Below are 26,102 nucleotides of genomic sequence, written 5' to 3'. Positions count from 1 at the left end.
GCCACCCTAACGGATTCGCGGAGCGGGGGGAGTCCGTCTGCGACCGCTGCGGGCGGAATGCGCAATGCGCCGCCGGGCAATGGGCAAGCGCTGTCTGCCGCGGATCAACCATGTCCTGCGGACACGGTTGCGCATGGGGCTGGGCCGACAGGTGCGCGATATCAAGAGGAAATCCGCGCACCATCATGCGAGATCATCCTGAAATTCCTACATTGGGATTCGTCACACAAGGAAAGGAGATGACCATGTCAGAACGACTCGCATTCGTTTTCCCGCTCGTCGTTGCGACCGCGCTGGGAGGGACCGCCCACGCCGGCAGCCATCAGGGCCACGGCATGCATGCGAAGTCCGACAGCTGGGGCATGATGCGGCAAGAGATGGGGCCGGACATGATGCACGACATGTCAGGAATGATGCAGATGATGCACCAAATGCACGGTGACAGCATGGGCCGAGGCATGATGGGTGGCGCCATGATGCGGATGCTCGATTCCGACGGCGATGGCCGCGTGACACCGCCGGAGATGCGCGAGCAGATGCAGGCCAAACTGGCCGAATACGATCAGGACGGGGATGGCACCCTGTCCATTTCCGAGTTCGAGGCCCTGCACAGCGCCATGATTCGCGAGACGATGGTGGACCGGTTCCAGCATCTGGACGCGGATGGCGACGGCACCATCACCAGCGAGGAAATGGCCGCGCCGGCCGAGCGGATGGAGCGCATGCGGAATATGCGGTCCGGAATGGGCAGGATGCAGCATCGGCCGGGGAGCGGTCATCGCATGGGCCCCGCAAATGACTGGGGCGACGAAACCGACTCTGACTAACCCAGATCGCCCGGCCTTGCGCCGGGCGATTGCCTCGTGGGCTGGCACGTATCCCTTACAGTTGGCGTCAATGCGCCTCGGCCCAGTTGGCGCCCTGTCCGGCCTCGACCACGAGAGGCACGTCAAGCTGGACGGCCGGTTTCGCCGCGGCCTCCATCACCGCGCGGGCGGCGTCCGTCACCTCTCCGGCCGCGCCGTCCGCGACCTCGAACAGCAGTTCGTCGTGCACCTGCAGCAACATTTTCGCGGGCAGGTCCGCGATCGCATCGGGCATGCGGATCATGGCGCGGCGGATGACGTCGGCCGCCGTCCCCTGGATCGGGGCGTTGATGGCCGCACGGCGGGCGAAGCCGGCCCGCGGCCCCTTGGCCGAGATCTCGGGGGTGTGGATCTTGCGTCCAAAGAGCGTCCGAACATGCCCGTGCTCCTTGGCGAAGGCGACGGTGTCATCCATGTAGGTCTTGATGCCGGGGAACCGCTCGAAATAGCGGTCGATAAAGCCCTGCGCTTCTGACCGCGGTATCCTGAGCTGGCGCGACAGGCCATAGCCCGAAATGCCGTAGATCACCCCGAAATTGATCGCCTTGGCGCGCCGGCGGGTTTCGGGCGTCATCTCCTCCAGCGGCACGTCGAACATCTCGCTGGCGGTCATGGCGTGGATGTCGAGCCCGTCGGCAAACGCAGTCTTGAGCGCGGGGATATCGGCGACGTGGGCAAGGATGCGCAACTCGATCTGGGAATAGTCGAGCGACAGCAGCACGTTGCCCTCCTCGGCCACGAAGGCCTCGCGGATGCGCCGCCCTTCCTCGGTGCGGATGGGGATATTCTGCAGGTTCGGGTCGGTGGACGAGAGCCGCCCCGTCGCCGCCCCGGTCTGGACATAGGAGGTGTGCACGCGCCCCGTACCGGGGTGGATGTGGTCCTGCAGCGCGTCGGTATAGGTGGATTTGAGCTTGCTCACCTGCCGCCAGTCGAGCACCCGGGCGGGCAGATCGTGCATGGTGGCCAGATCCTCCAGCACGTCGGCGCCGGTGGCGTAGGCGCCGGTCTTGCCCTTCTTGCCTCCCTCGTATCCCAGCTTGTCGAACAGGATTTCGCCAAGCTGCTTGGGGCTGCCGACATTGAATTCCTCGCCCGCCATCTCGTGGATCTCGGACTCCAGCGCCGCCATCTTCTGCGCGAAGGCCGCGGACATGCGCGAGAGCGTGTCGCGGTCCACCTTGACGCCGGTCCGCTCCATCTCCGCCAGCACGGGGGCGAGCGGGCGCTCCAGCGTCTCGTAGACGGTCGTGACACGCTCGGCCGGCAGGCGGGGCTTGAACAGGTGCCAAAGCCGCAGGGTGATGTCGGCGTCCTCGGCGGCGTATTTCACCGCCTCGTCGATATCCACCCGGTCGAAAGTGATCGCCTGCTTGCCGCTTCCCAGCAATGTCTTGATCGGGATCGGTTCATGCCCCAGGTAGCGTTCGCTCAGCGTGTCCATGGCATGGCCGTGCAGGCCGGCATGCAGCGCGTAGGACATCAGCATCGTGTCGTCGATCGGCGCCACGCGGATGCCGTGGCCGGCAAGGATCTTTGCGTCGTATTTCATGTTCTGCCCGATCTTGAGGATCGCGTCGTCCTCCAGCACGGGCTTGAGTTCCGCCAAAACGGTGTCCCGGTCGAGCTGCCCCTCGACCAGCGTGTCGGCGCCGAACAGGTCGCCCGAGCCGCCGCGGTGCCTCAGCGGGATGTAGCATGCCGCGCCGGGCGCCACCGACAGGCACAACCCCACCAGCTCCGCCCGCATCTCGTCGAGCGAGGTCGTCTCGGTATCGATCGCGACATGGCCGCGCGCGTTGATCGCGTCGATCCAGCCCCTCAGCGCGGCCATGTCCGAAACCCGCTCGTAGCGGTCCGGGTCGATGGCGGGCCAGCCCGGCGCGCCTGCCTCGGGGGCCGCATCGGCCTGAGGTTCGGGTATCACGGGCGGCTCCACCCCGAGCGCCTGGGCGATGCGCCTGCTCAGCGTGCGGAACTCCATCTGTGCCAGGAAGTCCAGGAGCGGCCCCGGCTCGGGGTCGCGGATCTCCAGCTCGTCCAGCGTGAAATCGAGCGGCATGTGGGTGTCCAGCTGCACCAGCCGCTTGGACATCTCGATCTGTTCGCGCTTGTCCATCAGGGTCTGGCGGCGCTTGGGCTGCTTGATGTGCTCGGCCTGCTCGAGCAGGGTTTCAAGATCGCCGTACTCGTTTATGAGCAGCGCCGCGGTCTTGATCCCGATTCCCGGCGCGCCGGGAATGTTGTCGATGCTGTCACCCGCCAGCGCCTGCACGTCGACCACGCGCTCGGGGTCGACGCCGAATTTCTCGCGCACGCCATCCACGTCGATGCGGCGGTTCTTCATCGCGTCCAGCATCTCGACCCCGCCGCCGACCAGCTGCATCAAGTCCTTGTCCGAGCTTATGATCGTCACCCGCCCTCCGGCCTCGCGCGCCTGGCGGCTGAGGGTGGCGATGATGTCGTCGGCCTCGAACCCCTCGATCTCGTGGCAGGCGATGTTGAAGGCGCGCGTGGCCTCGCGCGTCAGCGGGATCTGCGGGCGCAGATCCTGCGGCATCTCCTCGCGGTTGGCCTTGTACTCCGCGTAGAGATCGTTGCGGAAGGTGTGGCTGCCCTTGTCGAAGATCACGGCGACATGGGTTGGCGCGTCCGGCCCGTGATCGTCCGAGACGTAGCGGAACAGCATGTTGCAGAAACCCGCCACCGCCCCGATCGGCAGCCCGTCGGACTTGCGGGTGAGCGGCGGCAGCGCATGGTAGGCGCGGAATATGAAAGACGAGCCGTCGATGAGATGCAGGTGACAGCCTTTGCCGAATGTCATGCGCGCGCTCCCGCGATGATGTGATGTGCCGGCACCGATATGCCACGGCCCGCATCGCGGGGCCAGTGCCCAGTTGTCCGCGTCAGCCGGCGAGTTTGCGGTAGAGCGCGGCCAGCCACAAAAGCGCGGGCACCATTGCCGCGAGCAGCACGGCAAGCGAGCCGAGATCCTTGGCCAGCCGCGACAGCTCGTGACGCTCCTTCCCGATGCGGTCGATCGCCGCCTCGATCGCGCTGTTGAGCACCTCCACCACCAGCACCAGCAGCACCGAGCCGATCAAGAGCGCCGTGGTGAACATGTCCCCGCCCAGCCACAGCGCCGCCGGAACGCACAGCACGAACACGCCGCATTCGAGGCGAAACGCCTCTTCCCCGCGCCAGATGGCGCGCAGCCCGGCCATGGAGTTGCGAAAGGCCGCCGCGAGCCGCGCCAGCCCTGTCAGGTCGCCGTTACCCATTCCGCGCCCCCGCTCGCCAGCGCGCCGTCGTCATCGCTTCTTCTTGGTCCAAATACCCGGTGGCCGGCGGCTCTGCCGGGCGTCCCGCCGGTGCAGCGCACCAGGCCATGCAGCTATCTCCCTGCCCGAGACGGCGCCCGGCGGGCGACGGCGAGGAGAAATGCGCGCCCGCAAGGGCGCACCGCTGGATCAGACCTTGCCCTCGAAATCGCGGTGGATGAGCTTGGCATCGCAATACGGGCATTCGACCCAGCCGGTCTCGTGCGGGATCTGGAGCCAGACGCGGGGATGGCCGAGCGCGCCCTCGCCACCGTCGCACGCGACACGGTAGCTGTCGACGATCCGGGTTTCGGGGGCCTGTGTCACCATCTGGGCGTTTCCTTTTCCGCATGGGTCTAATAGGACCGAATATGTGCCATGACTGAAGCGGGGGCAAGGGCGTCCATGGGCGGAAACGCGGTAGAGATCCGGGGGCTGACGAAAACCTACAAGGGGCGCAAGGGCGCCCCCGAGAAGCACGCGCTGCGGGGCATCGACCTGGACATTCCCGCCGGCTGCGTCTTCGGGCTGCTGGGGCCCAATGGCGCGGGCAAGTCGACGCTGATCAACATTCTTGCCGGGCTGGTGGTCAAGACATCGGGCAAGGTGACGATCTGGGGGTTCGACCAGGACGTGAACCCGCGGCAGAGCCGCGCGGCAATCGGCGTGATGCCGCAGGAGCTGAACCTCGACGCGTTCTTCGCGCCGCGCGCCGCGCTGGAGGTGCAGGCAGGGCTCTACGGTGTGCCGAAATCGCAGCGCCGCACCGACGAGATCCTGCGCCTTGTCGGGCTGGAGGACAAGGCCAACGCCTATGCGCGCACGCTCAGCGGGGGGATGCGGCGGCGGCTGCTGCTGGCCAAGGCGCTGGTGCATCATCCGCATATCCTCGTGCTGGACGAGCCCACCGCCGGCGTGGACATCGAGCTGCGCAAGATGCTGTGGGACAACGTGCGCCGGCTCAACGACGAGGGGATGACCATCATCCTGACCACGCATTACCTGGAAGAGGCCGAGGAGATGTGCGACGAGATCGGGATCATCAACCACGGCGAGCTGGTCGCCCGCGACACCACCGCCGCGCTGCTGGACCGGCTGGACGCCAAGACGATGGTGATCAGGCCCGACGCGCCGGTGTCCGTGCTGCCCTCCGGCGAGGGGCTGGAGGTGGAGGCGCGCGCCGACGGCACGATTGCCATCACCTACCAGGCCGGGCGCACCCCGGCCGAGCGCGTGCTGGAGGCGGTGCGCGCGGCGGGCATCCGCATCCTCGACGTGCGGACCGAGCAGGCGGATCTGGAGGACGTCTTCCTGGAACTCACGCAGGCGCGGTAGGTCGCGCCGCCCTCTGCGGGGCCTACGGGTCGCGCCTGTTCAGGAGCGCCTCGATCCGGTCGAGCCGGGTCAGCACGTCATCCCGGTAAGTATCGGTTTTCTCGGCGTCCTCCTCGTGGTGGGCGTCCTGCATCGAGTTGACGATGAGGCCGACGACGAGGTTTACCACCGCGAAGGTCGTCACCAGTATGAAGGGCACAAAGAACGCCCAGGCATGAGGGTAGGTTTCCATCACCGGCCGGACGATCCCCATCGACCAGGACTCAAGCGTCATGATCTGGAACAGCGAATAGGCCGACCGCCCGATGGTGCCGAACCAGTCGGGAAAGGCCGCGCCGAACAGCTTGGTCGCCATGACCGAGCCGATGTAGAAAATGATCCCCATCAAAAGGAAGACGGAGCCCATCCCCGGCAGCGCGTTCATCAGCCCCTCGACCACCCGGCGCAGCGACGGCGTGACCGACAGCACGCGCAGCAGGCGCAGGATACGCAGCGCCCGCAGCACCGACACGCCCTGCCCGGCGGGTACCAGCGAAATCCCCACGATCACGAAGTCGAAGATGTTCCAGCCCGAGCGAAAGAAGGCGGGGCCCCGGGCAAAGAGCTTGAGCGCGATCTCGACAACGAAGACCGACAGGCACGCGGTGTCCAGCGCGATGATGAGCGGACCGGCGCGCTCCATCGCCGTGCCCGAGGTTTCCAGCCCCAGTATGACGGCGTTGAACAGGATCACGCCGAGGATGAAGTTCTGGAACAGCGTCCGGTCAACGATATCGCCGGCGCGGGCGCGCAAGGTCATGGGGTGGAATTCCGCGATGCTTCAAGGCTTGGGGGGATATGGGGGGCGGCCGGCCGGGCGGCAAGGCCCGCGCGTTCCCCGGCGGCGGTGGGCGCGACTGCCATCGCTCAGCCCTTGTCCAGCATCCGGCCGAGGGGGCGGCCCCCGAGGATGTGAACGTGGTAGTGCGGCACCTCCTGCACGCCGTTCCCGCCGGCGTTGGAGATGGTGCGGAAACCGCCGCCGCCCTCGCCGGGGGAAACGCCGGTCTGGCGGCATACCGCGGCCGTGGTGCGCGTGAAATCGAGGATCTCCGCATCCGAGGCCTCGGCCGCGAAATGGTCGTGGCTCACGTACCGGCCCTTGGGGATCACCAGCACGTGCACGGGCGCCTGCGGCTGGATGTCGTTGAAGGCCAGCGTGTGTTCCGTTTCCAGCACGGTGTCGTTGGGGATCTCGCCGCGCAGGATCTTGGCGAAAATGTTCTGGTCGTCGTATTCGTATGGCATTTGATCGGGCCCTAATCTGCGAAAAGCCGGGGTGTCCGGGCGATGTCTAGCGCCTTCTCGCGCGGGATATCAAGGAAGCTGGCGATGCGGGGCGCGTTCTCCTCCGGGGAATTCCATTCGTGGACGACGTCGTGATGCTCGAATTCAGCGTCACGGATGCGGTCGCTTTCGAAGGTGATCTCGCCCCGGATGGTGGGCAGGAGCCGTTCCAGTGTCTCCGGCGGGGTCTGCTCGCCGGCGAGACCGACGCGCTTGGCGTGGCCGATGAGGTAGTCGTCGGTGAAGGTGCACTGGATCTCAAGCAGCCGCGTGGTGGAGCGGTCGCCGGCGAAATCCTGCATCAGGTCGAGCGCCGACGGATCGACGCAGAATATCAGCCGGTCGGTGTCGAAATAGTCGAACAGCATCCGCACCAGCGCGCGGCGGTGACGCGTGCGCTTGTCCAGCGTCGTCTCGATCCCGCCGAGATCGGGCAGGGGCGTGTGCTCTTCGTTGAATAGGTACTCGATCGCCGGCACGTTCACCGCCTGGCGGGTGAAGGCCAGGAACCGCTTGGCCACGTGCCACTTCTTGCAGACAACGATCATCAGTTCGCGCTGGCGCCCGAGCGTGCTCTCGGTTTCCCAGAAACGGCTGGTAAAGCGCCGCCCGATCCGCCCGCGGCCGCTGAGGAACCTGTAGAGGTTGCGCCCCTCGTCGGAGATCTGGAACGTCGCGCTGTCATCGGCATAGAGCGAGCCGAGCCGCTGCTTCAGCTCGGTCGCCTCCGGGCTGATCTTGCGGGCAAAGAGCGCGTCCTGCGACAGCAGCAGGTCATAGTGGTCGTTGTAGAAGGTCACCGGCATGCCGTAATCGGTGAACATCAGGAATGTGAGCGTGCGGGTGCGGATTTCCCTTTCGGGCACGAGATGGCGCACCAGCGTCTGGAAAAACGTCTCGTCCGGGATCCATGTGGTCGTGAAAAAGCGCATCACGTCGCGCCGCTTGCGGGTGAAGTCGAGAATCCACTCGACCGTCCGCCGGCGCAGGCACCACCACTGGCTGCCGATCTGGATCTGCAGGTCGTCCGGGATGCGGCGCGACAGCCGCAGACGTTTCTGAAGGTTGTAGGAAGCGTAGAACAGCCGTTTCTGTGTGCGCTCGTTGAAGTAGTGGCGATAGATCAGCCGGTCGCGCTTGATCCCGGTCTTGATCCAGTCGCTTTCGAAAAAATCGAAGCTTTCGATGTAATCCGCGTCGTCGCTGTCGAGGAAGTCGTGCGCGTAGGCGGCCGACTTGATCGCCATGCAGTCGCCCGAGAGCATGTAGAAATGCGTGGCGCGCGGAAAGGCGACCATTGCCGCCTCGGTGGCGTTGAGCGTGGCCTGCACAAGCGACCACTCGCCCCACCCGCACTTGACCCGCCGGCGCGCGAAGGTGACGTTGGGGTTGTCCGCCAGCGCCGCGCGGATCATCCGGTAATGGACGTGGCTGGAGCGGGCATCGAAATGGATTGCCATGTAGTCGCCCATGGCGGTGAGCATTTCCGCCTGCCGGATGATCGCCTCCGGGTTCTTGTGGCACAACAAGATGAACGCGATTCTCGCCATTGCCCGACCGATCTGCCCCGCTGCCCTTATGGTCGGCATGATAGTCCCTAAGCCGCCGTGAATAAACATTCTTTCTTCGCGGCATTTATGCGGTTATCTAAAGAGACCCCGAGGCCGGGCGCAGAAACGAGGTGGAGGCAGTGCGATGGGATTTCCGGGCACGTGGATGACCGAGAGCGAGAGCGTCGTCTATCGCGTGGTGCCGAAATGCGCCTGTTCGACCATCGGGCAGATCATGTACTATTCCGACCACGGGGAATTCTTCGACGGAGATATCCACGATGCCACGACGGGCCTGCACAAATGGGCGCGCGAGGACAGCCAGCCGCTGATCCGCGACAACGTCACCACGCACCGCTCCTTCGCTTTCACCTGCGTGCGCAATCCCTACACGCGCATCCTGTCCAGCTTCTTCGACAAGATCTGCGGCATCCAGCGAAACGGCCGGCGCTACCGCGGCAAGCTGGTGCCGATGCTGGTCCAGAAATACGGCGTCGAGGTGGGCGGCGAGGACGGCAGCGAACCGTTCGACCAGATACGCAGCTTTCGCCGGTTCCTGCTGTTCGCGCGGGACACGATCAGGTGGCGCCGCCCGATGGACCCGGATATCCACTGGTCTGCCGTGTCCGGCCATGTGTCGACCTTCATCGCCAACGGCGGCACCTATGACCGGATCATCTGGACCGAGCGTTTCAACGAGGGCATGGCCGATGTCTTTGGCGCGATCGAGACGCCGCAGCCGGTGGACATGGCCGCCATCCCGCGCTTCAACGAGAGCCAGGGCCACGGGCCGGGCCGGGCGCATCCCGTCGAGGACTACTTCGACGACCTGTCGATGCACCTCGTCTACGAGATCTACAAGCAGGACTTCGAGTTGTTCAAATACGACTTCGAGGATCCCTCGAACAAGATGCCGGTAGGCGAGATCGACCTCGAGGAAGTGCATGTCAAGCTGGGCGAATGACGGGCAGAAATCGGGTCACGCGGTGGAGGGGCGCCGACCCTCTTGGCCTGCGGCCAATTCACCCCGGGTATTTCCACCAAGAAGAAGCGGGTAACGGGATGTTAACCACGGTGTGGTGACCTCGACCCGCGGTACAGGCTGGGGAGCCGATGACCGCCCAAGGAGAAGCCGCGCCCGGGCCGGTCCGCATCGGCGAGGCGCCGACCGACGCCGGGTCCGGGCGCGCACCCGTTGCTTCTTCTTGGTCCAAATACCCTGTCCGGCGCCGGGGCCGGGCAGTTGCGCCCGCTCAGACGAGACCCTCGGCGCGGAACAACTCCATCACGTCCGCTTCGGGCCGGGCGCCGTAGTGGCCGATCACCTCGGCCGCGGCGATGCAGCCCATCCGGCCGGAGATCGCCAGCGGCCTGCCGGTGGCCAGCCCGTAGAGAAACCCGGCGGCGAACTGGTCGCCCGCGCCGGTGGCGTCCACGGGGGTGACGGGGCGCACCGGGACGGTGACCGTCTCCTCCCCCTCGACCAGCACCACGTCGTGGCCCGACCGGGTGCAGACGATCAACCCGCTGTCCGCCGCGGCCCGTTCCAGCGCGGCGCCGAGGTCGTCGGTCTCGTAGAGGGATTTCCACTCGTGCTCGTTGCCGATGACGTAGTCGAGTTCCTGCACCAGCTTGCGGAAATCGTCGCGGTGACGGTCGACGCAGAACGGGTCGGACAGGGCGATGCCCGCGCGCCCGCCGCCGGCGCGGCAGGCCTGTGCCGCTGCAAGGAACGCCGCCTTGCCCTTGTCCTTGTCGAACAGGTAACCCTCGAGCAGAAGCAGCCCGGCGCCGCTGGCCACGGCATCGTCCACGTCGTCGGGGCCGAGCTCGGTCGAGATGCCCAGATAGGTATTCATCGAGCGTTCGCCGTCTGGGGTGACGAAGATCATCGAGCGCGAGGTGGGCAGCTCGCCCCCCGTCACGGGGGCATTGATGAAATCCGTGCCGACGCGGGTCATTTCCCGGGCGTAGAAGTGGCCGAGTTCGTCATCGCGCACACGCCCGACGAAGCCGGTGGACAGCCCAAGCGCGCCCATGCCGGCGATCGTGTTGGCGACGGAGCCGCCGGGCATGCGCCAGCGGTCCTCCATCTGCGTGTAGAGGAATTCACCTCGCTCGGCCTCGACGAGCTGCATGACGCCCTTGTCGATGCCCATGCGGGTCAGGAAGCGGTCGTCGCACTGCGAAATGACATCGACGACGGCATTGCCGATGCCGATGGCCTGGTATTTGGTCATGGGGTCTTGTCCTCGAATTGGCAGAGATCACGGATAAGGCACGCGGCGCATTTCGGCCTGCGCGCGGTGCAGACATAGCGGCCATGCAGGATCAGCCAGTGATGGGCGTGCAGCTGGAAATCGACCGGCACGTTGTCCTCGATCGCGCGCTCGACGGCGGCCACGTCCTTGCCGGGGCAGATCCCGGTTCGGTTGCCGACGCGGTAGATATGGGTATCGACCGCCTGCGCGGGGTGGCGCCACCACATGTTCAGCACCACGTTGGCCGTCTTGCGCCCCACGCCGGGCAGGGATTGCAGCGCCGCGCGGGAGCAGGGCACCTCGCCGCCATATTCATCGACCAGCATGCGGCTGAGCTTCATCACGTTGCGCGCCTTGTTGCGGTAGAGGCCGATCGTGCGGATATGGCCGATAAGCCCCTCCTCGCCCAGCTCAAGCATCTTCGCGGGCGTATCGGCGACCTTGAAGAGCTCTTTCGTGGCCTTGTTGACGCCGGTGTCGGTGGCCTGCGCCGACAGGGCCACGGCCACGAGCAGGGTGAACGCGTTCACGTGGTCGAGTTCACCGCGCGGTTCCGGCTCGGCTGCGCGGAAGCGGGTGAATATCTCGCGGATAGTGTGATAGTCGAGCTGCTTGGCCATGCCCCCTCATGCCCGCAATCCCGGCAATGCGCAACATTCGGGTCGCGGGGCCGCCGGCCGGGCTATAGGGTCGTGCGTGGCAGCAGGGAGACCGTGATGACCGCCGCGACGCAGCAGGGCTATCATTACCACGTGATCCGCCGGGCGATCGAGGTGATCGACGCGGCGGAGGGCAAGCTTACACTGGCGGAGCTGGCCGCGCGGATGCGGATGAGCCCGGCGCATTTCCAGCGGATCTTCACGCAGTGGGCGGGTGTTTCGCCCAAGCGGTACCAGCAATACCTCGTGATCGGTCATGCACGCCGGCTGCTGGCGGAACGGTTCACCACGCTGGAGGCCGCGCATGAGCTGGGCCTGTCCGGGTCGGGGCGGCTGCATGACCTTTTCCTGCGGTGGGAGGCGATGCGCCCCGGCGACTATGCCCGCCGGGGCGCGGGGCTTGCCATCTCCTTCGGCTGGTTCGACAGCCCGTTCGGGCGGGCGCTGGTGATGGGCACGGACAGGGGCATCTGCGGCGTTGCGTTTGCCGACGAGCTGGGCGGGGCGGCGGCGCTGGACGACATGACCGCGCGCTGGCCCGAAGCGGCGTTCACCGAGGATCCCGAGCGGCTGCGGCCGTGGGCCACGGAGGCGCTGGGCATGGCGGCGACGGATTGCCGTTCGGTTCCGCTGCACCTGATCGGCGCGCCGTTCCAGATCAAGGTCTGGGAGGCGCTGCTGGCCGTGCCGCCGGGCCACGTGACCACCTATTCCGAGATCGCCCGCGCCATCGGGCAGCCGCGCGCCGTGCGTGCCGTGGGCAGTGCCGTGGGACGCAACCCGGTGGGCCTGCTGATCCCGTGTCACCGTGCGTTGCGCAAATCCGGCGGGCTGGGCGGGTATCACTGGGGGCTGCCACTCAAGCGCGCCATGCTGGCACGGGAGGCGGCGCGCAGCGGGGCATGAGGCGCCTTAACGGTGCCGATGCGCGGATCGGTGCCGACGGGACGGCGGTGCGCCCTTGGGGTCCGGCGGCATCTTGCCTATTATCGGTGAACGCCAGCTGCACTGGGCGAACAAGCAAACAACACGAGGCCAAGACATGACCCGAGCGCGCGATTCAATTCTTCTCCTTGCCGGCACCTCGCTTCTGGCGGTGACGGCCTGTACCGATCCGGCACAGCTGAGCGGCGAGGACCCCAACAGGAACACCAAGCAGGGGGCGTTGCTGGGCGGTATCCTCGGCGCCGGGCTGGGCGCCATCGTGTCGGATGACAAGGCCAAGGGCGCCGTTGTGGGTGGCGTCGCCGGGGCGGCCACCGGGGCCGTGGCGGGCAGCTTCCTCGACAAGCAGGAGGCCGAGCTGCGCCGCGATCTGCAGAACGACCGCATCGGCATCCGCAACACCGGCGACCGGCTGATCGTGACCATGCCGCAGGACATCCTGTTCGATGTCGACAGCTCGACCGTGAATTCCGCACTTCGCCGCGATCTGCTGACCGTGGCCGACAGCCTGAAGGACTATCCGCAGTCGCGCGTACAGGTGGAGGGTCACACCGACAATACCGGCAGTGCCGAGTATAACCAGCGCCTGTCGGAGCGCCGGGCGAACGCTGTTGCCGATGTTCTGATGGAGGGCGGCGTCGCCTTTGACCGGATCGACACCTTCGGCCGCGGCGAGGACGAGCCGGTGGCGTCGAACCTGACCGAGGAAGGCCGGGCGCAGAACCGCCGTGTCGAGATCGTGATCCTGCCGACCGCGTAAGCGATGCCGGCCGCATGGGCCAGCGCATCACCCGGCGCAGGTGATGCGCCGGGTGATGCGTTGCCGATCCCGCGGAACCAGCCGCGTTCAGCCGAATATGCGCGTCAGGGCGGAATCCGTGGCCGCGATGATCTGGTCGATATCATCCTTGGTCGCGATCAGCGCGGGCGAATAGCACAGCGTGTTGTTGTAGCCGGGGATCGAGCGGTTGGTGACCCCGATGATGACCCCTTGCGCCATGCAGTCCTTGACGACGGCCTGCGCCTGCTTCTCGGGCACCGGTTCCTTGCTGTCGCGATCGGCCACCAGCTCCGCCCCGAGGAACAGGCCCTTGCCGCGCACGTCGCCGACCACCGCGTGCCGGTCCTTGAGCGCGTGCAGCTGGTCAAGCATGTAGTCGCCCATGGCGGTGGTGTTTTCCAGCAGGCCCTCCTCCTCGATGATCGCCATGTTCTCCAGCGCGGCGGCCGGCCCGGCGGTGCAGCCGCCGAAGGTCGAGATATCGCGGAAGTAGTTCAGCGGATCGGTATCGTCGTCCTTGAAAAGCTCGAACACCTTCTCGTTGGTCACGCAGCAGGCAATCGCGGCATAGCCCGACGCAACGCCCTTGGCCATGGTCACGAAATCCGGCTCGACCCCGTAGTGCTGGTAGCCGAACCATTCGGTGCCCGTGCGCCCCACGCCGCAGACGACCTCGTCGATGTGCAGCAGTATGTCGTACTTGCGGCAGATTTCCTGTACCCGCTGCCAGTACCCGGCCGGCGGCGGGATGACGCCGCCCCCCGCCGTGACCGGTTCGAGGCACAGCGCCCCGACGGTGTCCGGCCCCTCGGCGAGGATCACCTCCTCGATCGCGTCGGCGGCCCGCTGGCCGTATTCCTCGCCCTCCAAATCCCATTGCGCGCGGTATTCGAGACAGTGCGGAACCCTGACGAAACCGGGGGCAAACGGGCCGTACTGGGCGTTGCGCTCCTCCTGGCCGCCCGCCGACATCGCCCCGATCGACGAGCCGTGATAGTCGCGGTCGCGGTAAAGGATCTTGTGCTTTTTCCCGCCGTAACGCTTGTGCGCGATCTGGCGGACCATCTTGAACGCCTTCTCGTTGGCCTCGGTGCCCGAGTTGGTCTGGTAGACGCGGGTCATGCCGGGCATCTTCGAGGTGAGCTTCTCGGCGAACATCGCGCCGGGGATGGAGCCTGCCGAGCCCGCGAAGTAGTTCAGCTTGATCAGCTGGTCGCGCACGGCGTTGGCGATACGCTCGCGGCCATAACCGACATTGACCGTCCAGACGCCGCCCGACACGGCGTCGATGTGTTCCTTGCCGTCCTGGTCCCAGACCCGCATCCCCTTGCCCTCGACGATGATCTTGGGAGCGACCGTTTCGAACGGCTTGTGCTGCACAAGATGGTGCCAGACATGGGCGCGGTCGGCCTCGATCACGCCGGTCAGATCGTTGTCCAGTGGTTTGCCGTCCATTGCGTGCCTCCATCACGTTGGGCCCGGCGCTGACGCCGGGGGCGGGCCAACAGCCCGTTCAAGGATATTTGAGCCCGAACCTGCATGACTCTGTTAGGGCCAGTGAGTCAAACGTTATGGGGCCAGATTGCCGGCCGCACCACACCGTGCCGCCGCGCGGAGGCGGAACGGTGTGTGCCCGAGGGCCGCGCGGGCGCCGTGGCTGACCCCCATGCGAGAGCCGAAGCGGGTTGCAGCAGCGACCTCGGCCACGGAAAGAGGCGCTTCGGTGAAGGCGAGCCTCTGGTCGCGCATCGCGCCCGGCACGCGGCCCGGTGGTGGAACGCGGAAGCACCGCATCACGCTGGTCGCACCGGTCCGCGGGCCGGATCAGGCCCGTTCATCCTTGGGCGAGCCCATGACGACGAAGGTGGTGATCGCGTTCACCTGCGGCAGGGTGCCCATTACGTCGGTATGGAAGGCCTTGTAGGCGGGCAGGTCGGCCACCTCGATGCGCAGCAGGTACTCCACGGAGCCGGTGACGTTGTGGCATTCCACCACCTCGGGGGCAATGTCCATCGCGCGCTCGAACGCCTCCTGGCTGGCCTTGGTATGGGAATTGAGGCCCACCGCGGCATAGGCCACAAAGCCGACGCCCATCTGCGCCCGGTCGAGCATCGCGCGATAGCCGCGGATGACGCCACGCCGTTCGAGATCCTGCACCCGGCGCAGGCAGGCAGAGGGTGACAGGCCGACCCGCTCGGCCAGGTCGAGGTTGCTGATCCGGCCGTCGCGGCCAAGTTCTTGCAATATATGGTCGTTGATCCTGTCCATTGAGCCGGATAATTGCAAATTGCACGCCAATTCGCAAAACAAAGCAATTCAAATGCGTCCTGCGTGGAATAGGGTTGCGATCATGACGCTCGATCTGTTCACCGCGCTTGTCACCTTTGCCTTCGTGACGGTCATCACGCCGGGGCCCAACAACCTGATGCTCATGGCATCGGGCGCCAATTTCGGCTTTCGCCGGACGGTGCCGCACATGATGGGGATCGGGTTGGGATTTCCCTCGATGGTCTTTCTCGTCGGCGTGGGGGTGATGCAGTTGTTCGACATGTGGCCCGCCAGTTACATGCTGCTGAAGGTGGTCAGCGTGGCCTACCTGCTCTACCTCGCGTGGAAGATCGCCAATGCCGCCCCGCCGGAACAGACCGCCGCGGGCGGACGGCCGCTCACCTTCCTGCAATCAGCGGCATTCCAGTGGGTCAACCCCAAGGCATGGAGCATGGCGCTGTCGGCAATCACGCTTTATGCCGCCAGCCGCGACATGGCCGCGGTGCTGTGGGTCGCGGGCGTCTACGTCGCCGTGTCGGCCGTCAGCACGACCAGCTGGACGGTGCTGGGCCAGCAGCTCAGCCGCCTGCTCAAGAGCCGTGCGCGGCTGCGGGCCTTCAACTGGGTGATGGCCGGTCTTCTGGTGGCCACGCTCCTCCCCGTGCTGTGGAACGGCGCGGCCTAGGTCGGCCTTGGCGCGGCCGCCGGATGCCTTCGGCGAGAGTATTTCGGGCAAGATGAAGGAAACAGGCCGGCGATGGCGGCGGCGCGGGACCCGTGTTATGGACGGTGACGGCCTGGCGCCGGCGCACGCCGTCTAATCGGATCGCGCCCGGTTCCGATTGCAAATCGCGCCGCTGAGGGGCATATATCGCGGCGCCAGTGGCAGGAGCGCGCATGACCAACTACCTCGATTTCGAAAAGCCGCTTGCCGAGATCGAAGGCAAGGCCGAGGAGCTGCGGGCCATGGCCCGCGCCAATCAGGAAATGGACGTGGAAGAGGAGGCCGGCGCGCTCGACAAGAAGGCGGCGGCGATGCTGCAGGATCTTTACAAGGACCTCAGCCCTTGGCGCAAATGCCAGGTCGCGCGCCATCCCGAGCGGCCCCATTGCAAGGATTACATCGAGACCCTTTTCACCGAATACACGCCGCTTGCGGGCGACCGGAACTTTGCCGACGACCAGGCGGTGATGGGCGGGCTTGCACGTCTGAGGGACCGGCCGGTTATGGTGATCGGCCACGAGAAGGGAAACGACACCAAGAGCCGGATCGAACGCAATTTCGGCATGGCCCGTCCCGAGGGCTATCGCAAGGCCATACGGTTGATGCAGATGGCCGACCGGTTCAACCTGCCGGTGGTCACGCTGGTGGACACGCCCGGCGCCTATCCCGGCAAGGGGGCCGAGGAGCGCGGACAGTCAGAGGCTATCGCACGGGCGACGGAGGCCTGCCTGACGATCAGCGTGCCGCTGGTGAGCGTGATCATCGGCGAGGGCGGGTCCGGGGGCGCGGTGGCCTTTGCCAGCGCCAACCGCGTGGCGATGCTGGAGCATTCCGTCTACTCGGTGATCAGCCCCGAGGGCTGTGCCTCGATCCTGTGGAAGGACGCCGAGAAGATGCGCGAGGCGGCCGAGGCGCTGCGGCTGACGGCGCAGGACCTGCTGAAGCTCGGCGTGACCGACCGGGTCATTCCCGAGCCGCTGGGCGGCGCACATCGCGATCGGGCCGGCACGATCGATTCGGTCGGTGAGGCCGTTGCGCAGATGCTGGAGGAGCTTTCCAAGAAGGACCGCAAGGCGCTGGTCAAGGCCCGGCGCGACAAGTTCCTCGAGATGGGCCGGAAGGGGCTGGCGGCGTGAACCGGGCCGCGCCCGCGTCAGGCTGCGTGATGGTGGGTCTGGCGGGGGTCCATCATGCCCTCCTTGACGCCATACCGGATCAGCAGGAGGTTGACCGGCCACGCGGCGACGAGGCCGCAGGTCAGCGACACGGCCAGCGATGACCAGAACAGCGGCTGCCCCGGACCGGCGCCGCCGGCAAGATAGAGATCGACCGTGATCGCCACGACCTCCATCACGGTGATGCTGGGGGTTTCGGACAGAACGGCATCCCACACCGCCGCGCGCGGCGCCACGCCCTCCTGCATCAGCGGCCCCACCGTCAGGGCAAATCCCGACAGGTAGGCCAACGCGAAGGTGATGCCCGCGACAAAGGGGGTCGAGAGCTGGAACACCCCAACGGCGATGAGAAGACCCGCGGCCTCGCCCATGCCGCAGCCGGAGTAGCAATGCGCCACCGAGCGGAACGCGCGCCGCGGCAGGTTGTCCCGGCGTATTTCCTTGCGCCCGCTGGTCCAGTAGATCAGCAGGCCGAGCGGACCGGAATAGAGGACGGTCAGCGCCCAGACCACCTTCATCAGTCCCATCAGATGCGCGTTGTTGCGGCGCAGATCCCGCAGCAGAACGATTTCACAGGCGGCAACGACGGCACCCCAGATCACGAGCGCGGCAGGAGACGAGAGCATTGTCACGACGGTTTCCATGACCCCTCACGTGGCCTTGATGCCGCGTCATGACAATACCCGGGGGACCAGGCGCCGGATACTCCGCCGTGTTCATCGCTCCGGCGACGGGGGCCGGTCATCGGGGTCGTCCCCCTGCCCAGCCTTTCGGACAGCCAGAAGCGTGCCCGCCGGGCCCAGCAGTTCGAAGATGATGGTCGTGCCCACCGTCACCGTCAGTAGCAGCCCCGCATGTTCGGGAAATGCCTGCGACGCGACCAGCGCCATGCCCACCGCGACACCCGCCTGAGGCATCAGCGCGATCCCGTACCACCGGCGGTGGGCCTGGGGCGTGGCTGCCATGCGGCCGCCCAGCCAGCCCCCGGCGCAGCGGGCGCCGATGCGCAGGATGATGTAGACCAGCCCCACAAGGCCGGCCCCCGCCAGCTGGCCGGTGTCAAGCGACGCGCCGGCAAGGATGAAGAACAGCAGCAGAAACGGCCACTGGATGTATTCCACCTCGTGAAAGGCGCGGTCATGGTGGCGGGCAAGGTTCGCCACCACCACGCCCGAAGCCATGCCCGCAAGCAGGAAAGAAACCTCGGCCCAGATGGCCAGCCCGGCGGTCAGGAAAACGATGCCAAGCGCCTCGGTCAGGAGTGGTTCGCCCGGTGTCAGCCGCCCGGTCAGGTAGGATGCCGGCAGGCCGATGGCCCCGCCGAGCACCAGCGCGCCGCCGATTTCCCACCCTGCCCTTGCCAGATGCGCCAGTTCGAGCCCGCCGTTCATGCCGTGCGCGGCCACCGCCACGAGCGAAAAGGTCAGCAGGCCCCACGCGTCGTCGATGGCCACGATACCGCGGATCAGGTCGGCAAACGGCCCCTCATGCCCGGATTGGCGGATCGCGTCCTGCGTGGCGGCCGGGTCCGTGGCGGTGGCGATGGCGCCCAGAAGCAGCGCCGCCGGCGCGGGCACGCCGATCAGCCAGAGCCCAAGCGCGACCAGCCCGACCGTTGCCAGCACGATCATCGCGGAGACCGACAGGATGGCGCGGCCATGCTTGCGCAGGTTTTCGCGTGTCAGCGCGCTGCCGAGGATGAAGGCCACCATCGTAAGCGCCGTGACAGAAAGGAATTCGTAAAGGACCGTCGCGGCCGGCGGCAGCAGGTCAAGCCCCGGCGCCCCCACGACCAGCCCGCATGCCAAGAGCAGGGTCACGCGGGGCAGGCGGGTGCGCGCCCCGATCCAATCCGCCGCCAACCCCGCGAGGAACAGCAGCCCTAGCGCGATCAGGAGTTCGGGCAGCCCGGCCATCACGCCAGCAGCATCTTGAGGCCTTGCGTCACGTCCGACCGGACGGCAAGGCGCAGGCCAGGTTCATCGCCCGCCTTGAGCGCGGCGATGATCAGCCTGTGGTAATGCGGCGGCTCCTTGCGCGCGAGACGGCCGTAGAGCGCGCGCATTGTCGGCCCGAGCTGGAGCCAGACGGTCTCGGCCATGGCCAGCATCGCGGGCGCCTGCGCCCGCAGGTAGAGCGTGCGGTGGAACTCCAGGTTGCGGCGGATATAGCCGACCGCGTCGTGCCGGGCGATGTCCTCGGCGATCTTGCCGTTGATGGACTGCAGCCTGTCGATCAGCGCGATGTGCGCGCGCGGCAGGGCGCGGCTGGCCAGCTCGACCTCGAGCAGGGCGCGCAGCGCGGCCAGCTCCTCGATGCGCTCGTTGCCCAGTTCCGGCGTGGTGACGCGGCCCGAGCTGGACACCGTCAGCGCCCCCTCGGCCGAAAGCCGGCGGATTGCCTCGCGCGCGGGGGTCATCGACACGTCGTATTCGCCCGCGAGGCCCCGCAAGGTCAGCGGCTGTCCCGGCGTCAGTTCGCCGTGCATGATCCGGCCCCGGAGCCCACGATATACGCGGTCGTGGGCAGAGCTGGGGCCGGGTTCCGGGCGGGATGTGATCAACATGAGGCTACTTGTGATCACATGGCGCCGTGCAGGTCAATCGCCGAAGCGGTAGCGGTGCAGCGCCGCCCCGTTCTCTCGCAGCCAGCGCCGTGGCGTCTCGTAGCCCGGCTTGAGCCGCGCGACGGTGTTCCAGAAGGCCGGCGAATGGTTCATCTCGGCCAGGTGGGCGACCTCGTGCGCGGCGACGTAGTCGAGCACGTCGCCGGGTGCCATGACGAGCCGCCAAGAGTACATCAGTCCCCCCTGCGCCGAGCACGACCCCCAGCGCGAGCGCGTGTCGCGCAGTGTCAGCCGCCGGTAGGGCATGCCAAGCCGCGCGGCGTGGCGGTCGGACGCATCTGCCAGGCGCTCGCGCGCCCGTGTTCTCAGCCAAGCCCGCAGCCGCGCCGGCGCGGCGCGGCCCAGCACGATGTCATTTATCTCGCGGTAGAGCTTGCGGGTCATGGCCTCGCGGAATTCCTCGAACCCGTTGGCCACGACGAGAAACGCGCCGGCGCCGTGAAGTACCTCGTCGCCGTAATAGGCCAGCACGCTGGCATCGCCGCCCAGAACCACGAGGCCGTTCACCGTCACACCGTCCAGCGGGAAGTGCCGGTACGCTTCGCGCGGGCCGAAACGGTAGTTGTTGACGCCGTCGCCGGAGACATCGATCACCCGCCGCGCACAGCGCGGACCGCGTTGCAAGAGTTGCGCGCCATAGCCGAGCGCGGGCCCGAGCGAGGTGGGGAATTCAGCGTTGCTGCGGGCCATCGCGCCGAGCGTGGCAACCGCCGCGTCGATCGCCGCGCCGTCCCGCAGCATGGTCCAGTCCAGTTGCAGCTTCTGCTTGTCGGCCCCGCTCCATTCGTAGACCGCCAGCGCGACGGGCCCCGGGGCCCCGTTGAGTATGGCGTGCCGGACATCCGGCGCATCCAGCGCCGCCGCCAGCCCCTTGCGCTGGAGGTCGTATTCCGCGGTGTCGACGGACGAGGACACATCGAGCGCAAGGACGAGCGCGAGCCGGCAGGGGGCGGTATCCTGCGCCGCGGCCGCCGCCGCCCACAGCAGGGCGGCGGCGCATATCGCGGCGCGTCCTACCAATGGCCGGTGTTCTCCATGCTGGCCCACGGTTCCGTGGGCTCCAGCGCGTCGCCCTCCTGCAGCAGCTCGACCGAGATGTTGTCGGGGCTGCGGACAAAGGCCATGCGGCCATCGCGCGGCGGACGGTTGATGGTCACGCCGTTATCCATGAGGTGCTGGCACATGTCGTAGATATTCTCCACCGAGTAGGCGAGGTGGCCGAAATGACGGCTGTCGTCGGGCAGGGCATCGTCGCCGTCCCAGTTGTAGGTCAGTTCGACGGGGCATTCCTCTTGTCCCTCGGGCGCCATGAAAACCAGCGTGAAACGCCCCGCCTCGACGTCCATGCGCCGCGTTTCCCTGAGCCCCAGCAATTCGTAAAACCGTTTCGATACCTCCAGGTCCTTGACCCGGACCATGGTGTGCAGGTAGCGCACGCGCATGCTCGCCTCCTTTGATTGATCATCCGGAACAAGGATAGACGCCTTGGCGCCGGTGTCGAGGGGCTGCGCGCGGCGGGGCGTGGACGGGCATGGCAAACCGTTTTGCCCGCCCCGCGCGATCACGCTACATCTTGTGGTGCCCGGCCGGATTGCGGCGCGATTCGCGGGCAACGGTCAGCAAGGAGCCCGCTGTGAAACAGTATCACGATGCGCTGAGGACGGTGCTGGAGCACGGGACGCCGTCGAGCGACCGGACCGGCACCGGCACGCTGTCCTATTTCGGCCTGCAATGCCGCTACGACCTGCGCGAGGGGTTTCCGCTGGTGACGACCAAGAAACTTCATCTGCGCTCCATTATCCACGAGTTGCTGTGGTTCCTGTCTGGGGACACCAATATCGGCTACCTCAACAAGAACGGCGTGAGCATCTGGGACGAATGGGCCGACGGGTCGGGCGAGCTCGGTCCCGTCTACGGCCACCAGTGGCGTCACTTCCCGCGGCCGGGCGGGGGCGAGGTGGACCAGATCGCCGAGCTTGTCCGCGCCATCCGCGCAACGCCCGACAGCCGGCGGCTGGTGGTGTCGGCATGGAACCCCGCCGAGGTGGAGGAGATGGCCCTGCCGCCGTGCCACACGCTGTGGCAGGTGCGCATCCTCGACGGCACGATGCACCTGCAGCTCTACCAACGCTCGGCCGACATGTTCCTGGGCGTGCCATTCAACATCGCCTCCTATGCGCTGCTTCTGGCGATGCTGGCGCATGTGACCGGCTACGAACCCGGCGAGTTCGTCCATTCCATCGGGGATGCACACATCTATTCCAACCACATGGAACAGGTGAAAACCCAGCTTTCGCGCACGCCGCGCCCGCTGCCCACCCTGCGTATCGCGCGGCAGGTGCCGTCGATCTTCGACTTTGTCTTCGACGACTTCGCCTTCGAGGGGTATGATCCGCACCCCGCGATCAAGGCGCCGGTGGCGGTCTGATGCTGTCGCTGGTTGTGGCGCGCGCCCGCGACGGCGCCATCGGCCGGGCGGGGGGTATACCGTGGACCGCGCCCGAGGATTTGCGCTTTTTCCAGCGCGAGACGCTGGGCGGGGCGCTGGTTATGGGGCGGCGGACATGGGAGAGCCTGCCCCGCAAGCCCCTGCCGCGGCGGCTGAACTGCGTGGTGACGCGCGGCGCGGCCGAGGGGGCGGACCTTGTCCGCGGGAGCGTTGCAGAGGCGCTGGCGACCTGTGCGGAGGCCGGGCAGACACGGGTTTACGGCATCGGTGGCGCGCAGCTCTATGCCGAGATGATGCCCCTCGCGCACCGCCTGCTGGTGACCGAGGTTGAGGTGGACGTGCCGGATGCCGATACTTTCCTGCCCCCCTTCGCGGAGACAGGGTGGGAAGAAATCTCGCGCATAATCCTGCGCGATGGGGCACCGCGCTGCGTGCTGCGGGAGTTGTTGCGGCGTTAGCGGGCGGCCCGTCACCCCGTCTGGCAGGCGGGCCGAAACGCATCCTTGCCCTGAAAATCTTTGACAGCCGTGGCGCAACGGGTAGGCTTTGCAGCAGACCCTCCAAGTCCGTTTCACAATGCTCAAGAGGTTTTTCATGCGTAGTCTTCCCTCTCTCGCCGCCGTCGCCCTCGCCGGTTTCGTGGCGTTGCCCGCCAGCGCGGGTGGTCCGACGCTCTACAGCTATCCGGCCAAGGAAAACTACTGCCCCTCCGGCTTGCAGCCGGTCGTGATGGGCGGGGTGATCTGTTGCGGTCAGCCCACCACGAGCATGACCTGGCACGAGGTCAAGCGCCACCCGGTGCAGCGCGCGCGGTATACGGCGCGCGACAACTGCGTGGCGGGGCAGAAGGGCTGCTGACCCACGCGGCCCGGCATGAAAGAGGCGCGGGCGCCGTCCCGCGCCTCTTGTATATTCAGGGTATATACAAGTCTGTCATGAATCTGTTACAATGGGGCGCAGAACAGCCAAGTAGAGGAAGCCCTGATGCGCCCCATTGCGCTTGCCATGCTGATCGCTGCCGGCGGGCCGGCATCCGCCACCACGCCAATTGCCGAGGTGGTTTGCGAGCCGACCAGCGCCATGACCGAAAAGCTGTCGCGGCAATTCGGCAGTGCGCCGCGCGCATGGGGCACGCGCGGTCCCGAACAGGTCATGCAGGTCTGGGCCGACCGGTCTGGCGACTGGACGCTCGTCGTGTCCTACGCGAGCGGCACGTCCTGCATCGTGGCCATGGGCGAAAACTGGTCAAGCCATCGCCCGCAGAGTCCGGCCTGACATCGTCCGTGATGTCGGGGATGCGGTGGTGTCAGAGCAGTTTCAGGTCGCCAGCCATCTGGCGCCCGTCGCGCCCGTCCTGCAGCTCGTAGCCCACCTTCTGGTTGTCGGCGAGCCCGGTCAGGCCGGAGCGTTCGACGGCCGAGATGTGCACGAACACGTCCTTGCCGCCCTCGTCCGGCGCGATGAATCCATAGCCCTTGGTGGTATTGAACCATTTTACGGTGCCGGTCGGCATGCCGTATCTCCTTCCATGTCGTCACTTCCCCGGTTAGATGCCGGGCCATGTCACGCCCGAGACTCGGCTGATCGTGCGACGGGAACCGAAGACGGAGCGAGCTTTCGACGTCACGCCCCGATGATTGCACCGGGAATGTAAAAAGCAAGCAAAACCGGCATGGACGGGGCAGGGCGACAGGGAACGCGGAGAAAAATGAGGCATGCACACCATGGTGATCTACGGTCTGAAAACCTGTGATACCTGCCGCAAGGCACGCAAATCGCTTCCAGATGCGGAATTCAGGGACGTTCGCGCCGACGGTGTGCCCGATACCGTGCTGGATACGGCCCTTGACAGATTCGGCGCGGAGCTGGTCAATGTCCGGTCCGCAACATGGCGTGGCCTGGATGCGGCGACGCGCGCCCGCCCGGCGCGCGAGCTGTTGGTCGAGAACCCCGCGTTGATGAAGCGGCCGCTGATCGTGGACGGGGCGCAGATGCATCTCGGCTGGGGCCGGGACGTGCAGGCCGCGCTCCTTGGATGAGCGCGCGGGCTGCTTATCTGGGGCGGTACGGCAACGGAGGACACCATGCGTAACGCGGCCCTTATCCTCGGCGTGATCGGCGGCATCCTGGCCCTGATCGTCGGGTTCTTCAGCTATGGCTATACCGAGTTCATTGCCGAGTTCGGCGAGATCGACGGGCTGGCCCACCAGGTGGACCGGGTGGGCCTGATACGCACGGTCAGCTTTCTCGCGCCGCTACTGGCCATCGCGGGGGGCGGTATGGCCCGCATCCGCGCGCTTTGGGGCGGTATCCTGATGCTCGCCTCGGCGGGGATGATGCTCTATGCCTTCGACTTCGGCGTGTTCACCATGTTCCCCATCGGGATGACGGCGCTTGGCGGATTGCTGGCCATCGCCGCGGGCAAGCCCGACGAGCCCAAGTCACATTTCTGAGGCCCGCGCCCGTGCCAGAAACGCGGGGCGCCGCGCCGCCAGCAGCCGGTCGAGCGAGAGCGGCCCCGCGCCCTTGACCACGAGCACCAGCAACAGGAAAACCCACAGCGCGCGCTGGTCGAGGATCGCCGCGTCGGGGGCCTTGTCGAACCACGACCCCAGCGTTGCGGCCTCCTCGATTGCGCCGTGGCCGTAGAGATCGGTCAGCGACTGCACGACGACGAAGCCGGTCATGCCGAGCGCGGCCAGCCGTGTCAGCAGCCCCGTGACGATGAGCAACGGCAACAGGAATTCCGCCCACGTCCCGGCGGTCACCACCGCCCAGTGAAAGACCGTCAGCTGGCTGGTGTCGTATCCTGCCGCCTCCATCGCGCGGGGGAATATCTGGGCGTAGGCGCCCATCGAGGGCCGGAATACCCCAAGCAGGCCGTCGCCCAGCTTGGTCAGTCCCGACGCCCAGTAATACGACAGCAGAATCGCGGCGAAGAGAAACCGGGCGAGCGTGGGCAGGATCCAGTCCGCGCGCTCGAGGCGGGCGAACAGCGCGGTGTGGAGGGAAACCAGCGGTGTCATGGGTGTGTGTCTCCGGTCGTTATTCGTGAAATGGCACGCTCCCGCAGCAGCAGCCCGAGCGCCGCGGAAAGATCGAAGGTTTCCGCCGCTTGCGCCGCGTGGTCATGGGCGATGCCGAGCGTCGCACCCCCGGCCAGCGCATCCACGAATGCGGCGGTGCCGGTGTCCACGACGGTCATTTGCGGGTCATAGCCGGGCCGGGTGATCAGCACCGTCTGCGCGCCGCCGCGGGGCTTGGGGCCGTCCTCCATGTTGTAGGCCCAGATGGCGTGCACCGGCCATTCGGACCGCACCAGCCGCGGCGCCGGGGCAAGCTGCAGGCGCGTGTCCGCCAACATGTCGGGCGGCAGCGTTTCGAGTACGGCCGCATCGGCAGGCTCGGCGTCGGCGGCGTGGTAGGCCTCGCGCAGGGCCTGTTCCAGCCGGGCGACGTCGGGCAGGTAGCCATACTGCGCCAGCGGCGCGAAGCCGGCGAGGAAACCCGGGAAGGCGGCCCCATAGGCCATCATCATCGGAATGTCGGGAGGGCTTTGCCGCAAAAAGAGACCGGCCACCTTGCGGAAATTCCCGGTCCCGATCAGCTTGACGATGGCCGGAAAGCTGACCTCAAGCGCCTCGGTCAGGCCGGTGGCGACGTTGTTGCGGTAGATGTCGAAACGGCGTCCCGCCGGCCGGCCCTGCCCGTCGGTCAGACCCTCGGGCGCGTCGCGCGCGCTGTCGAGCAGCGCGTCGTGGAACTGCCCCTGCGTCACGGTCATGCGGCCACCTGCGCGCAGCCGGCCAGCGCCGCC

At 66.8% G+C, this 26,102-nt stretch carries 31 protein-coding genes; 13 read left to right on the top strand and 18 right to left on the bottom strand.

Annotated features, from left to right (window positions below; all coding sequences use genetic code 11):
- The first annotated feature begins 245 nt into the window (after positions 1 to 245).
- Positions 246 to 827 carry an EF-hand domain-containing protein gene (locus ACH13J_RS12740; RefSeq protein ID WP_397543716.1) on the top strand — a complete coding sequence of 194 codons (582 nt, stop codon included), beginning with the start codon at positions 246 to 248 and terminating at the stop codon, positions 825 to 827.
- Between the two features lie 67 nt (positions 828 to 894).
- Here ACH13J_RS12740 and polA read toward each other — a convergent pair whose 3' ends face one another.
- The 3 genes from polA to ACH13J_RS12725 form a co-directional block, all read right to left on the bottom strand.
- A complete protein-coding gene (gene polA, locus ACH13J_RS12735; RefSeq protein WP_397543715.1) occupies positions 895 to 3,690 on the bottom strand; it encodes a DNA polymerase I in 2,796 nt (931 codons plus the stop codon).
- Between the two features lie 82 nt (positions 3,691 to 3,772).
- Positions 3,773 to 4,147 (bottom strand): diacylglycerol kinase, encoded by a 375-nt coding sequence (locus ACH13J_RS12730; RefSeq protein ID WP_397543714.1) that lies wholly within the window; start codon positions 4,145 to 4,147, stop codon positions 3,773 to 3,775.
- Positions 4,148 to 4,336: 189 nt separating this feature from the next.
- Positions 4,337 to 4,516 carry a zinc-finger domain-containing protein gene (locus ACH13J_RS12725; protein ID WP_397543713.1) on the bottom strand — a complete coding sequence of 60 codons (180 nt, stop codon included), beginning with the start codon at positions 4,514 to 4,516 and terminating at the stop codon, positions 4,337 to 4,339.
- Between the two features lie 75 nt (positions 4,517 to 4,591).
- Here ACH13J_RS12725 and ACH13J_RS12720 point away from each other — a divergent pair, with 75 nt between their 5' ends.
- Positions 4,592 to 5,521: an ATP-binding cassette domain-containing protein gene (locus ACH13J_RS12720; protein ID WP_397543735.1), complete on the top strand. Its 930-nt coding sequence runs from the start codon at positions 4,592 to 4,594 to the stop codon at positions 5,519 to 5,521.
- 22 nt (positions 5,522 to 5,543) lie between these two features.
- Here ACH13J_RS12720 and ACH13J_RS12715 read toward each other — a convergent pair whose 3' ends face one another.
- The 3 genes from ACH13J_RS12715 to ACH13J_RS12705 all read right to left on the bottom strand — a co-directional run bounded on the left by ACH13J_RS12715 (position 5,544) and on the right by ACH13J_RS12705 (position 8,397).
- Positions 5,544 to 6,320 (bottom strand): ion transporter, encoded by a 777-nt coding sequence (locus ACH13J_RS12715; protein ID WP_397543712.1) that lies wholly within the window; start codon positions 6,318 to 6,320, stop codon positions 5,544 to 5,546.
- Between the two features lie 107 nt (positions 6,321 to 6,427).
- Positions 6,428 to 6,808 carry an HIT domain-containing protein gene (locus ACH13J_RS12710; RefSeq protein WP_397543711.1) on the bottom strand — a complete coding sequence of 127 codons (381 nt, stop codon included), beginning with the start codon at positions 6,806 to 6,808 and terminating at the stop codon, positions 6,428 to 6,430.
- 11 nt (positions 6,809 to 6,819) lie between these two features.
- Positions 6,820 to 8,397 carry a DUF5928 domain-containing protein gene (locus tag ACH13J_RS12705; RefSeq protein WP_397543710.1) on the bottom strand — a complete coding sequence of 526 codons (1,578 nt, stop codon included), beginning with the start codon at positions 8,395 to 8,397 and terminating at the stop codon, positions 6,820 to 6,822.
- A 145-nt stretch (positions 8,398 to 8,542) separates the two neighbouring features.
- Between ACH13J_RS12705 and ACH13J_RS12700 the strand changes: the two genes are divergently transcribed.
- Complete coding sequence (locus tag ACH13J_RS12700; protein ID WP_397543709.1) at positions 8,543 to 9,361, top strand: sulfotransferase family 2 domain-containing protein; 819 nt, start codon at positions 8,543 to 8,545, stop codon at positions 9,359 to 9,361.
- Between the two features lie 289 nt (positions 9,362 to 9,650).
- On the opposite strand, the gene ACH13J_RS12695 is transcribed toward ACH13J_RS12700, so the two are convergent.
- Entirely contained in the window at positions 9,651 to 10,637 is a 987-nt protein-coding gene (locus ACH13J_RS12695) for an adenosine kinase (RefSeq protein ID WP_397543708.1), read from the bottom strand.
- Entirely contained in the window at positions 10,634 to 11,278 is a 645-nt protein-coding gene (gene nth / locus ACH13J_RS12690; RefSeq protein WP_397543707.1) for an endonuclease III, read from the bottom strand. The genes ACH13J_RS12695 and nth overlap by 4 nt, the downstream gene beginning before the upstream one ends.
- A gap of 96 nt (positions 11,279 to 11,374) precedes the next feature.
- Here nth and ACH13J_RS12685 point away from each other — a divergent pair, with 96 nt between their 5' ends.
- Positions 11,375 to 12,223, top strand: coding sequence for a methylated-DNA--[protein]-cysteine S-methyltransferase (locus tag ACH13J_RS12685; RefSeq protein ID WP_397543706.1), 849 nt, complete (start codon positions 11,375 to 11,377; stop codon positions 12,221 to 12,223).
- A 136-nt stretch (positions 12,224 to 12,359) separates the two neighbouring features.
- Entirely contained in the window at positions 12,360 to 13,022 is a 663-nt protein-coding gene (locus ACH13J_RS12680) for an OmpA family protein (RefSeq protein ID WP_397543705.1), read from the top strand.
- Between the two features lie 87 nt (positions 13,023 to 13,109).
- On the opposite strand, the gene ACH13J_RS12675 is transcribed toward ACH13J_RS12680, so the two are convergent.
- Positions 13,110 to 14,498, bottom strand: a complete 1,389-nt coding sequence (locus ACH13J_RS12675; RefSeq protein ID WP_397543704.1) for an aminotransferase class III-fold pyridoxal phosphate-dependent enzyme — start codon at positions 14,496 to 14,498, stop codon at positions 13,110 to 13,112.
- Positions 14,499 to 14,867: 369 nt separating this feature from the next.
- On the bottom strand, positions 14,868 to 15,311 hold the full coding sequence (locus ACH13J_RS12670) for an Lrp/AsnC ligand binding domain-containing protein (protein WP_397543703.1): 444 nt from the start codon (positions 15,309 to 15,311) through the stop codon (positions 14,868 to 14,870).
- Between the two features lie 82 nt (positions 15,312 to 15,393).
- Between ACH13J_RS12670 and ACH13J_RS12665 the strand changes: the two genes are divergently transcribed.
- Entirely contained in the window at positions 15,394 to 15,996 is a 603-nt protein-coding gene (locus ACH13J_RS12665; RefSeq protein ID WP_397543702.1) for a LysE family transporter, read from the top strand.
- A gap of 212 nt (positions 15,997 to 16,208) precedes the next feature.
- Entirely contained in the window at positions 16,209 to 17,171 is a 963-nt protein-coding gene (locus tag ACH13J_RS12660; RefSeq protein WP_397543701.1) for an acetyl-CoA carboxylase carboxyltransferase subunit alpha, read from the top strand.
- Between the two features lie 17 nt (positions 17,172 to 17,188).
- Here the strand turns inward: ACH13J_RS12660 and ACH13J_RS12655 are convergent, their stop codons facing one another.
- From ACH13J_RS12655 to ACH13J_RS12635, 5 genes are all read right to left on the bottom strand, one after another.
- A complete protein-coding gene (locus ACH13J_RS12655) occupies positions 17,189 to 17,854 on the bottom strand; it encodes a DUF4396 domain-containing protein (RefSeq protein WP_397543700.1) in 666 nt (221 codons plus the stop codon).
- Between the two features lie 72 nt (positions 17,855 to 17,926).
- A complete protein-coding gene (locus ACH13J_RS12650) occupies positions 17,927 to 19,126 on the bottom strand; it encodes a cation:proton antiporter domain-containing protein (protein WP_397543699.1) in 1,200 nt (399 codons plus the stop codon).
- A complete protein-coding gene (locus ACH13J_RS12645) occupies positions 19,126 to 19,776 on the bottom strand; it encodes an FCD domain-containing protein (RefSeq protein ID WP_397543698.1) in 651 nt (216 codons plus the stop codon). Before ACH13J_RS12645 ends, ACH13J_RS12650 begins: the two co-directional genes overlap by 1 nt.
- 33 nt (positions 19,777 to 19,809) lie before the next feature.
- Positions 19,810 to 20,883, bottom strand: a complete 1,074-nt coding sequence (locus tag ACH13J_RS12640) for a DUF1194 domain-containing protein (RefSeq protein ID WP_397543697.1) — start codon at positions 20,881 to 20,883, stop codon at positions 19,810 to 19,812.
- The gene (locus ACH13J_RS12635) at positions 20,850 to 21,278 is read right to left on the bottom strand and encodes a VOC family protein (protein ID WP_397543696.1); all 429 of its coding nucleotides are present in this window, start codon (positions 21,276 to 21,278) and stop codon (positions 20,850 to 20,852) included. Before ACH13J_RS12635 ends, ACH13J_RS12640 begins: the two co-directional genes overlap by 34 nt.
- Positions 21,279 to 21,469: 191 nt before the next feature.
- Between ACH13J_RS12635 and ACH13J_RS12630 the strand changes: the two genes are divergently transcribed.
- The 4 genes from ACH13J_RS12630 (at position 21,470) to ACH13J_RS12615 (ending at position 23,560) form a co-directional block, all read left to right on the top strand.
- Positions 21,470 to 22,264 (top strand): thymidylate synthase, encoded by a 795-nt coding sequence (locus tag ACH13J_RS12630; protein ID WP_397543695.1) that lies wholly within the window; start codon positions 21,470 to 21,472, stop codon positions 22,262 to 22,264.
- A complete protein-coding gene (locus tag ACH13J_RS12625; protein ID WP_397543694.1) occupies positions 22,264 to 22,743 on the top strand; it encodes a dihydrofolate reductase in 480 nt (159 codons plus the stop codon). The genes ACH13J_RS12630 and ACH13J_RS12625 overlap by 1 nt, the downstream gene beginning before the upstream one ends.
- A gap of 136 nt (positions 22,744 to 22,879) precedes the next feature.
- Positions 22,880 to 23,143, top strand: coding sequence for a hypothetical protein (locus ACH13J_RS12620; protein ID WP_397543693.1), 264 nt, complete (start codon positions 22,880 to 22,882; stop codon positions 23,141 to 23,143).
- Positions 23,144 to 23,269: 126 nt separating this feature from the next.
- Complete coding sequence (locus ACH13J_RS12615; protein ID WP_397543692.1) at positions 23,270 to 23,560, top strand: hypothetical protein; 291 nt, start codon at positions 23,270 to 23,272, stop codon at positions 23,558 to 23,560.
- A 31-nt stretch (positions 23,561 to 23,591) separates the two neighbouring features.
- On the opposite strand, the gene ACH13J_RS12610 is transcribed toward ACH13J_RS12615, so the two are convergent.
- A complete protein-coding gene (locus ACH13J_RS12610; protein ID WP_300894002.1) occupies positions 23,592 to 23,798 on the bottom strand; it encodes a cold-shock protein in 207 nt (68 codons plus the stop codon).
- 211 nt (positions 23,799 to 24,009) lie between these two features.
- Between ACH13J_RS12610 and ACH13J_RS12605 the strand changes: the two genes are divergently transcribed.
- Positions 24,010 to 24,324 (top strand): arsenate reductase family protein, encoded by a 315-nt coding sequence (locus ACH13J_RS12605; protein WP_397543734.1) that lies wholly within the window; start codon positions 24,010 to 24,012, stop codon positions 24,322 to 24,324.
- A gap of 45 nt (positions 24,325 to 24,369) precedes the next feature.
- Positions 24,370 to 24,738 (top strand): hypothetical protein, encoded by a 369-nt coding sequence (locus tag ACH13J_RS12600; protein ID WP_397543691.1) that lies wholly within the window; start codon positions 24,370 to 24,372, stop codon positions 24,736 to 24,738.
- Here ACH13J_RS12600 and ACH13J_RS12595 read toward each other — a convergent pair.
- Both ACH13J_RS12595 and ACH13J_RS12590 read right to left on the bottom strand, forming a co-directional pair.
- Positions 24,727 to 25,311 (bottom strand): DoxX family membrane protein, encoded by a 585-nt coding sequence (locus tag ACH13J_RS12595; protein WP_397543690.1) that lies wholly within the window; start codon positions 25,309 to 25,311, stop codon positions 24,727 to 24,729. The genes ACH13J_RS12600 and ACH13J_RS12595 overlap by 12 nt on opposite strands.
- The coding region (locus ACH13J_RS12590) for an HvfC/BufC family peptide modification chaperone (RefSeq protein WP_397543689.1) at positions 25,308 to 26,102 on the bottom strand (795 nt) is incomplete at its 5' end. The genes ACH13J_RS12590 and ACH13J_RS12595, both read right to left, overlap by 4 nt.

The sequence above is a fragment of the Roseovarius salis genome, from assembly GCF_044472985.1.
Classification (GTDB): Bacteria; Pseudomonadota; Alphaproteobacteria; order Rhodobacterales; family Rhodobacteraceae; genus Roseovarius; species Roseovarius salis.
Note: the sequence above shows the minus strand (reverse complement) of the source record. Positions and strands in the feature narration are given on the sequence as shown.

Coding starts and splice junctions, on each gene's coding strand:
- ACH13J_RS12620 (WP_397543693.1), top strand. CDS start 22,880: ATGCGTAGTCTTCCCTCTCTCGCCGCCGTCGCCCTCGCCGGTTTCGTG.
- ACH13J_RS12680 (WP_397543705.1), top strand. CDS start 12,360: ATGACCCGAGCGCGCGATTCAATTCTTCTCCTTGCCGGCACCTCGCTT.
- ACH13J_RS12635 (WP_397543696.1), bottom strand. CDS start 21,278: ATGCGCGTGCGCTACCTGCACACCATGGTCCGGGTCAAGGACCTGGAG.
- ACH13J_RS12675 (WP_397543704.1), bottom strand. CDS start 14,498: ATGGACGGCAAACCACTGGACAACGATCTGACCGGCGTGATCGAGGCC.
- ACH13J_RS12615 (WP_397543692.1), top strand. CDS start 23,270: ATGCGCCCCATTGCGCTTGCCATGCTGATCGCTGCCGGCGGGCCGGCA.
- ACH13J_RS12655 (WP_397543700.1), bottom strand. CDS start 17,854: ATGGAAACCGTCGTGACAATGCTCTCGTCTCCTGCCGCGCTCGTGATC.
- ACH13J_RS12700 (WP_397543709.1), top strand. CDS start 8,543: ATGGGATTTCCGGGCACGTGGATGACCGAGAGCGAGAGCGTCGTCTAT.
- ACH13J_RS12660 (WP_397543701.1), top strand. CDS start 16,209: ATGACCAACTACCTCGATTTCGAAAAGCCGCTTGCCGAGATCGAAGGC.
- ACH13J_RS12730 (WP_397543714.1), bottom strand. CDS start 4,147: ATGGGTAACGGCGACCTGACAGGGCTGGCGCGGCTCGCGGCGGCCTTT.
- ACH13J_RS12605 (WP_397543734.1), top strand. CDS start 24,010: ATGGTGATCTACGGTCTGAAAACCTGTGATACCTGCCGCAAGGCACGC.
- ACH13J_RS12725 (WP_397543713.1), bottom strand. CDS start 4,516: ATGGTGACACAGGCCCCCGAAACCCGGATCGTCGACAGCTACCGTGTC.
- ACH13J_RS12600 (WP_397543691.1), top strand. CDS start 24,370: ATGCGTAACGCGGCCCTTATCCTCGGCGTGATCGGCGGCATCCTGGCC.
- ACH13J_RS12740 (WP_397543716.1), top strand. CDS start 246: ATGTCAGAACGACTCGCATTCGTTTTCCCGCTCGTCGTTGCGACCGCG.
- ACH13J_RS12685 (WP_397543706.1), top strand. CDS start 11,375: ATGACCGCCGCGACGCAGCAGGGCTATCATTACCACGTGATCCGCCGG.
- ACH13J_RS12650 (WP_397543699.1), bottom strand. CDS start 19,126: ATGGCCGGGCTGCCCGAACTCCTGATCGCGCTAGGGCTGCTGTTCCTC.
- ACH13J_RS12715 (WP_397543712.1), bottom strand. CDS start 6,320: ATGACCTTGCGCGCCCGCGCCGGCGATATCGTTGACCGGACGCTGTTC.
- ACH13J_RS12720 (WP_397543735.1), top strand. CDS start 4,592: ATGGGCGGAAACGCGGTAGAGATCCGGGGGCTGACGAAAACCTACAAG.
- polA (WP_397543715.1), bottom strand. CDS start 3,690: ATGACATTCGGCAAAGGCTGTCACCTGCATCTCATCGACGGCTCGTCT.
- ACH13J_RS12645 (WP_397543698.1), bottom strand. CDS start 19,776: ATGTTGATCACATCCCGCCCGGAACCCGGCCCCAGCTCTGCCCACGAC.
- ACH13J_RS12665 (WP_397543702.1), top strand. CDS start 15,394: ATGACGCTCGATCTGTTCACCGCGCTTGTCACCTTTGCCTTCGTGACG.
- ACH13J_RS12610 (WP_300894002.1), bottom strand. CDS start 23,798: ATGCCGACCGGCACCGTAAAATGGTTCAATACCACCAAGGGCTATGGA.
- ACH13J_RS12710 (WP_397543711.1), bottom strand. CDS start 6,808: ATGCCATACGAATACGACGACCAGAACATTTTCGCCAAGATCCTGCGC.
- nth (WP_397543707.1), bottom strand. CDS start 11,278: ATGGCCAAGCAGCTCGACTATCACACTATCCGCGAGATATTCACCCGC.
- ACH13J_RS12595 (WP_397543690.1), bottom strand. CDS start 25,311: ATGACACCGCTGGTTTCCCTCCACACCGCGCTGTTCGCCCGCCTCGAG.
- ACH13J_RS12625 (WP_397543694.1), top strand. CDS start 22,264: ATGCTGTCGCTGGTTGTGGCGCGCGCCCGCGACGGCGCCATCGGCCGG.
- ACH13J_RS12705 (WP_397543710.1), bottom strand. CDS start 8,397: ATGGCGAGAATCGCGTTCATCTTGTTGTGCCACAAGAACCCGGAGGCG.
- ACH13J_RS12670 (WP_397543703.1), bottom strand. CDS start 15,311: ATGGACAGGATCAACGACCATATATTGCAAGAACTTGGCCGCGACGGC.
- ACH13J_RS12695 (WP_397543708.1), bottom strand. CDS start 10,637: ATGACCAAATACCAGGCCATCGGCATCGGCAATGCCGTCGTCGATGTC.